General features: G+C 39.3%; 9 protein-coding genes. 3 read left to right on the top strand and 6 right to left on the bottom strand.

Features of this window, described 5'->3' with window-relative positions:
• Positions 1-140: 140 nt before the first annotated feature.
• The 6 genes from ACEW8O_RS08225 to ACEW8O_RS08200 form a co-directional block, all read right to left on the bottom strand.
• Positions 141-3008, bottom strand: a complete 2868-nt coding sequence (locus ACEW8O_RS08225; RefSeq protein WP_373494139.1) for a PVC-type heme-binding CxxCH protein — start codon at positions 3006-3008, stop codon at positions 141-143.
• A 47-nt stretch (positions 3009-3055) separates the two neighbouring features.
• A complete protein-coding gene (locus ACEW8O_RS08220; RefSeq protein WP_373494138.1) occupies positions 3056-3412 on the bottom strand; it encodes a type II toxin-antitoxin system HigA family antitoxin in 357 nt (118 codons plus the stop codon).
• A gap of 99 nt (positions 3413-3511) precedes the next feature.
• Positions 3512-3838: a helix-turn-helix domain-containing protein gene (locus ACEW8O_RS08215; protein ID WP_373494140.1), complete on the bottom strand. Its 327-nt coding sequence runs from the start codon at positions 3836-3838 to the stop codon at positions 3512-3514.
• A 196-nt stretch (positions 3839-4034) separates the two neighbouring features.
• The gene (locus ACEW8O_RS08210; protein WP_373494137.1) at positions 4035-4535 is read right to left on the bottom strand and encodes a DUF3368 domain-containing protein; all 501 of its coding nucleotides are present in this window, start codon (positions 4533-4535) and stop codon (positions 4035-4037) included.
• Positions 4535-4795 carry a UPF0175 family protein gene (locus ACEW8O_RS08205; RefSeq protein WP_373494136.1) on the bottom strand — a complete coding sequence of 87 codons (261 nt, stop codon included), beginning with the start codon at positions 4793-4795 and terminating at the stop codon, positions 4535-4537. Before ACEW8O_RS08205 ends, ACEW8O_RS08210 begins: the two co-directional genes overlap by 1 nt.
• A gap of 126 nt (positions 4796-4921) precedes the next feature.
• Complete coding sequence (locus ACEW8O_RS08200) at positions 4922-5077, bottom strand: hypothetical protein (protein WP_373494135.1); 156 nt, start codon at positions 5075-5077, stop codon at positions 4922-4924.
• Positions 5078-5367: 290 nt separating this feature from the next.
• Here ACEW8O_RS08200 and ACEW8O_RS08195 point away from each other — a divergent pair, with 290 nt between their 5' ends.
• The 3 genes from ACEW8O_RS08195 to ACEW8O_RS08185 form a co-directional block, all read left to right on the top strand.
• Positions 5368-5760, top strand: a complete 393-nt coding sequence (locus ACEW8O_RS08195; protein ID WP_373494134.1) for a hypothetical protein — start codon at positions 5368-5370, stop codon at positions 5758-5760.
• Positions 5750-6370, top strand: coding sequence for a DUF2867 domain-containing protein (locus ACEW8O_RS08190; RefSeq protein WP_373494133.1), 621 nt, complete (start codon positions 5750-5752; stop codon positions 6368-6370). The genes ACEW8O_RS08195 and ACEW8O_RS08190 overlap by 11 nt, the downstream gene beginning before the upstream one ends.
• Positions 6371-6403: 33 nt before the next feature.
• A partial coding sequence (locus ACEW8O_RS08185; RefSeq protein ID WP_373494132.1) for a hypothetical protein occupies positions 6404-6769 on the top strand: 366 nt, incomplete at its 3' end.

Here is a 6769-nt window from a genome sequence, read left to right as displayed (position 1 = left end):
ATTGATATTCGATTGATCAATCCACCATAAAAAGAAATCATCGTGGCCAAGGCAGCTAGAAAATTAATACCCCTGGTCAAGTTTTCGTCCAATCAATTTGAAGTTGTCATTTTCTTTTTTCCATTTTTGAATTTTAGTAATTAAAGGGTCATCAGGTATTTAACTATATGAGAGAGTTTTTCTTCATTTAATTGCAGCAATTGGGCATCGGGCATAATGGAAGCATTGAGATTGATTTTCATATCCACGTTTTCTGAATCAATAGTATGCATTTGTCCGAACTGATTTTTCAGCACAATGATCTTTCCATCGGTATAAACAAATCCCAATACCGCGGCACCATCTTTTGTAGTTATGATCGTCGGTTCATATCCAAACTCCACACCTTTGTTTGGGAAAACAATAGCCTCCAAAAGTCTCTTTTCATCGTATTTATTTTTGACCATGGTTAACTCAGGGCCGGTTTCTGCACCCACACCATCTACTTTATGGCAATAGCCGCAGTTGCTGATAAATAAAATCTTTCCCAGTTCCGGGTCACCTTTATTTCCAAGAATTTTTTCATTGGAAACGGTTTCCTTTTCATCATAAATAAAATACCTTTTACCAAGTGCCTGTACAGTCCTGTCAGGATTCTTAAGTATGGCTTCTGAAACAGAATTTTTGACTTCATCATTGATCTTATTTTGCGCTGCAAGACCAATCAGTATCAATGAGCCGGGTGAATCTTCGGCCAGCTTTCCTGCTATTTTTATTTTGTCTTCCAAAGGGAGTCCGATTAAAAGCAATTGATCTTTCAAACTTACCAATTCAGAATTTTTTTCAAGATTGTCAACAGGTTTCTTCCAGCCTGTAATTTCATGATGGTACCAGGTATTGGTTTTTCTGTATGTCAACCACCAGTTTGCCTGTTGAGATACATCAGGCAGGGCATTTTTCGTAAGCTCAAACATGGCTGTGGCGGCATCCTTGTCTTCGATGAATCCAAGGGCCGTGATGGCCTGTTTTCTTTCGTCTTCAGAAAGTGTCTCTGCCATAGCCCTTTTCTTCAGTTCGGGTATTGAAGATTCAGGATGCAACCGCCATGTGATGGCTGCCATAGGTTTACTCCATTTTAAAGGATCCTTACCATTTATTGTCAACAGACTTTGATACAATGCAGCTTCTTTTCCTTTAGCTCCTGTTCCTACGGCTTCAATATAAGCTTTATCATTTTCATCTAAAGATTGGGCGACATTGATGAGTGCGGCTTTATACAGGCCAGTGAAAGGTTTATCATATAGAGCGATTGCCACCTCTCGCCTGATAACTTCACTCTTATCTTTGCTTAACTTTAATAAAATTTTATCATCCAGTTTCCCTGCATTTCTCAAAGCTCTTACTGCGGCAACTTTTAACTGGCTGTTTTCATTTGATAGTGAATTCACAACCTCCATAACACCCTCCGGGAATTCAGCCAATAAAAAAAGTGCCCGGGCAATATGATATGGATTTTCTGATTGCAGTACTTCCTGAAGCTGAACCATAGCCTTAGACCCCGAATCTTTCAACCTGGTATATCCTGAATATCGAACATTTACTGCGGGATTCAGAAGTGCCAGAATTTGTCCTTCTGTATTTTCAAGGTTTATTTTAGGAGCCTGTAAATTTTTGCCTTTGGGAATTATCCTGTATATCTTTCCGATACCCAAAGTATCATCCATGACATGTCCTCCAACAATCGGATCGTACCAATCTGCAATATACAGGGCTCCGTCAGTTCCGGAGGTAATATCACTGGGTCTGAACCATTTTTTGGTATCTGTTAATTTTTCATTCCAAATATAATCCTCAGTAGTTTCCCGTAAGGAGCTTATGAAATCAGTTCTCTTCAATTTAAAACCCGCCCCAACCGCTTCAGGATGGTATCCGAATATCACATTTCTACCTGCATCTGCACTCAGAAGCAAGCCTCTGAAAGATTCCCCTAATTCATCCCCCTCATAAACTGTAACACCAGTAGGAGATCCCGCTCCTGTAACATCCCCTGCTGGAAATACACCCGGATCTTCCTGATGCCAATGGGCTATAGGAATGCTTTGTCCGGGTCTTCTGTCGGCCCGCCAGGTACGGCTACCATCAGCACTGGCATACCCTGCATTGCCTTTCTCCATGATCCAGCTTGTGCGGCAGCCCTGTACTTCATCATCATTATCATTTTGCCACATGTTTCCATAAGAATCCACTGCGAGCTCATAGGCATTCCTGAAATTATGCCCCACAACTTCAAGGCCTGTTCCATCAGGATTGATCCTTAATCCAAGCCCTCCGGTCCATACATTTCCATCATCACTTTTTAATCCGGGAGTATTGTTCTTGTTATAGGGACTGCCTCCCGCATAGATACTTCCACTTCTTAATGACCAGCCCGATTTATCCGTAACCTGGTGAGGGCCTGCATTTCCTGTATTGAAATATAATTTACCATCAGGCCCTGCTAAAATGGAATGAAGGCTATGGTCATGATCCAGCCCCCCGAACCCCGTAAGAAAGATTTCTTTTTTATCAGGAATATCATCTCCATCTTCATCGGTATAGACTATTAAATTCGGTGCACAGGAAACATAGACCTTATTTTCTATGACCGCGATTCCCAAAGGGGCGATGAGATCTTCATCCTGAACAAAAACCTTTGAAGCATCAGCCTTTCCATCACCATTGGTATCTTCAAGGATCACTATCCTATCCCCTTTTGGATGGTGAAGACGGGTGGTAGAATCATTGTTAAAGTTTCTATAATTAACAGCTTCCGTTACCCACACCCGTCCCCTTATGTCCACATCAATATTTGTAGGATTATGAAAAAGAGGACTTTCCGCCCAAATATGAGCTTCAAGCCCATCTGGCACATATAACACAGAGGAATCCTGTTCCTGAATTGACGTGGAGCCACTATCGGAGACATGCCGGCAACTTGTAAAGAAAAAAATCAATAATATAAATGCAGAAATTAATGGAAAATATTTCATGTAATTGAATCTTGCGCAGATGTCTACTCGGATGGCTAATTGTGCATTTAATAGTCAGTTATCAAGGATTCATAGGGTATCTTTAATTTCTCATGAAGATTCCTGATCATTTTGAGCGTAAGTTTTCTTTTCCGGCTAAAAATCTCTGATACCCTGCTCTTATAACCAATAATTTCAGCTAAATCTTTGTTGTCCATTCCCATTTGTTCCATTCTAAACTTAATTGCTTCAATAGGATCCGGAGCATCGATTGGATAATGTTCATCTTCATACTTTTCAATCAATATTGATAAAATTTCAGCTTCATCACCCTCTTTTGACTCCATGGGAGCATGGAATATCTTTTCCAGTCTCTTCAGGGCTTGGTTATAATCTTCTTCGGTTTTTATAGCCTTAATTTCCATAGGTTTTTTTATTCGCATCTACTTTATTGTAATCATTATGGCTTCCAATGAACCGAATAAAAATACATTGTTCTCAAAAGGGTTTTCAACCTTCTTTTTTTAGGCCAGTTTCACAAAGTTGTCTTCCATTTTTACATGAAAGTTAATTTCGGCTTCTAATGCTTTAAAAACTTTTATAATGGTGTCAATGGTTGCACTGTTGGCACTGGTTTCTAATTTAGATATTTGGGATTTTTGAACTCCTATTAGTTTTCCTAACTGCTCCTGGGTCATGTTTCGTTCTTTTCTTGCAGACTTAATCATTTTACCCAATACTTCCATTTTGAGTTCGTATTCGTAAGAATCCCTTTCAGGTGTTCCTTCCTTGCCGATATATCTGTCCTTCATTTCGGCTAAACTTGTCTTTCTTATTTCCTTAGTAGCCATATCATTTTTTGTTTTTCTTGTTTTCAAAGTATTCCGCTCTAATGGCAACAGCCCTGTCAATTTCCTTTTTGGTACCTTGTCGGTTTTCTTTATAAATCCATGAGTTGCCAATACCAAAGTTTTTAGATTATCTTCCTTATGGAGGGGTGTAAAAGGTGCACCTCGTTAGAGAAATCCGGCGAGGAGGTTTACTCGATTATACTATGTGTTTTATTTTCAACTCATTATGTCTTTCTAGTAATTTATTCAATAGTTTTATTGAATAGTATCGATTGTTTTCAAGAAAGGTTTTAAAAATTGGTCTCAACTCATTTATTAAGCCTTTATCTTTTGCTACAGACAAAATTCCTAAAGTTCCGATACATTTTATATCAAAGTTTTCGGCAATCTTTCTAGCTTTTTTATCGTCAATGAGTAAAAAATTCGCTTTTAGTTCTTTGTATAAAATTACAGATTCAGATTCTCCATAATCCATGACAAATGTCAGGTCATTAAATCCTTTAATCTCGGTAACTTTTGGCTTAAAGAACAGCTCTATTTTATTGTAAAATTCGGTGCTTTTATCCAATGTTATTTCTTCCCAAACTGCTTTTGATATTTTAATTTCGTCAAAGAGTTGGTTTAAAAGTTCGAATTTATCAATGATTGCCAAAGAAAAAATAGGTCCCGCATCGGCAATTACAAGTCCATTATTCATTATTTCAATTTTTCTATATCGCTTAAAACATCTTCTTCGTTCAAGTTTGAAATTGAAATTTTATTTTTAGAGAGTTCTTTTTCGAATTCAAATCGTGACATTCCAGAAAGCTGGGCAGCTTTTCCAATTGTCAACTTTTGTAGTTTATATAATTGAATCGCCAACGTTATCTTAATTCGCTCTTTAAGGTCATTTTCTGACTCATTTAAAGCCAAAAGAATATCATTTGGAAAATCTACCGATATTGTTTGAGTACTCATTTCTATTTACTTTATTCAAAAATAATGTTTTTCCCTGAAGTTTAATTCTATTTGGGATTTTTTTCAACATAAATCATAAGGTACATCTATTAACCCCGAATATGGTAGGTGACCCTTTGTCTGTAGTTAACTGAAAGTTGAATATTGGTCAAAAAGTTGGCTGCTACAACGGGTGAATTGTTTGTGCCGACGATTAACGGCATCCCTTAAGCGCAGGTGCAATCCCCATTCCTGGGACAGGCTGTCCCGAAGCCAAGATAGTGTGCCGATAGCTATCGGCATGGTTTGCAGTGAGGCATGCAGTGAAGCCCGCCTCCCGGAGGGCAGGTAAGCCGGACTGCGGTGTTTGTACTGGACGAACAGGAATTTCCATCGTTCGCAGAGACAATTCGTCAGTTCACAGATTACGTTTTTTGTTTAGATTTCCCGATCCTTCCTTTGTAATAAAAAGATATGAAATGAGCATAAATATTCGAGACCGAATTTACACTAACCGGTTGATGAATATTTATCGCGAATTCCATCCCGATTTTCGGGACAAGTAGTGACCGTTAAAAATTAATATTATACACATGAAAACATCTATCCTGTTACTTCGACTTGGAGGAGTGGTCAATCTTTTGATTGGCATATTACACATTGGCTTCTGGGGCTTGTTTGATTGGCCCGAAGAGTTGGCAAAGCTGAGTGTCGACAATAGCAATATTGTGCAAATGCTCAATTTGTTCTCAATCGTATTCTTTTTCTACACAGCCTTCATCCTGATATTTATGCCAGGTAAACTTTTGATAAATACCGCAGGCCGCATTTTCATAGGGATGTTTGCTGTCCTTTATTTGGCCCGCCTGGCTATGGAGTTCTATTTCCCCAACGGGAGTATTGGTTTCGCCATTTTCATGGTAGTCACTATTTCATTTTTTGTGTTGCCATTATCGAAAACTAAAAACTTGAGCTATGCGAATTAATAAGGAAGAACACCTCAAACATGCATGGAGGGTACATCGGTTACTGCCGGATTTGAGAATAGAAGATGTATGGGTGCTACCTCTTGAATTGGATCCGGATCAAAGCATCGGGGAGTTGAACCTTGCTTTTGTGCAGGCCCTGGAAAAAACGGCTACCACAGGATTGGCAGGATGGCTCTTTCGGTTCAGGTTCTTCCTTGGGAAAGTGTTTGGATGGGAAGATACCGTAAAGGTAAAGGAAGCGCTCCCCGTTGGCAGCATACGCGAGCGCTATGCAAATCAGGAAGGAATGACCAAACTCGAAATGGATTCCAAAGGCTTTGGAGACTTTGTTCCGGTCTATGATTTGAAGGATGAGATGTTATCTGAAATTGAGAATGTGACGGTGTTAGCGGCAGTGCACTTTGGCCGCGTGGCTAAAGGGAGTGGCAAACATGGTGTGCAGATGACGGTATATGTAAAACCAAAAGGGCTGTTTGGGAAAGTATATATGTTATTAATCAAGCCTTTTCGATTGCTTGTCGTTTATCCGGTCATGCTCAGACTCATTGGACGCCAATGGGAAAAGTTTCAGCAGCAAAGTGTTTCCGACAAACATAAGTTTAATTAATTTACACGGAATTGACGCTTATGTAAACGAGAAATGCAGAAACTAATTTACTTCACTGTTCATTTTTTGTTCTGGACAACCTTTGTTGCCCTGTCATGGATGAGCGTCAGTTCCAATCCTGCTGAACTCGAATTTTTGTTAACACACGCTGGGGCACCTTATATTTTGTTGCTGTGGGGGATTATCAACTTCTATTCTTTCTACTATTTTTTTCAGCCGTTATTTCTCGATTCCGGGAGGTACTTCAGCTATCTCATCGTCTCGGTATTGTTCAGTGCCATCATGTCTCTGGTTTTTGTTTCGATCTTTTGGTTGATGTACCCATTGTTTAGGGAATTCGCCCCACAGAAGTTTCTGGAGGGTATGATCGGATCATTTCTAATCTGTCAGTGCGGGAGC

The sequence above is a fragment of the Aquiflexum sp. genome (assembly GCF_041749095.1).
In the GTDB taxonomy this organism is placed as follows: Bacteria; Bacteroidota; Bacteroidia; order Cytophagales; family Cyclobacteriaceae; genus Aquiflexum.
Note: the sequence above shows the minus strand (reverse complement) of the source record. Positions and strands in the feature narration are given on the sequence as shown.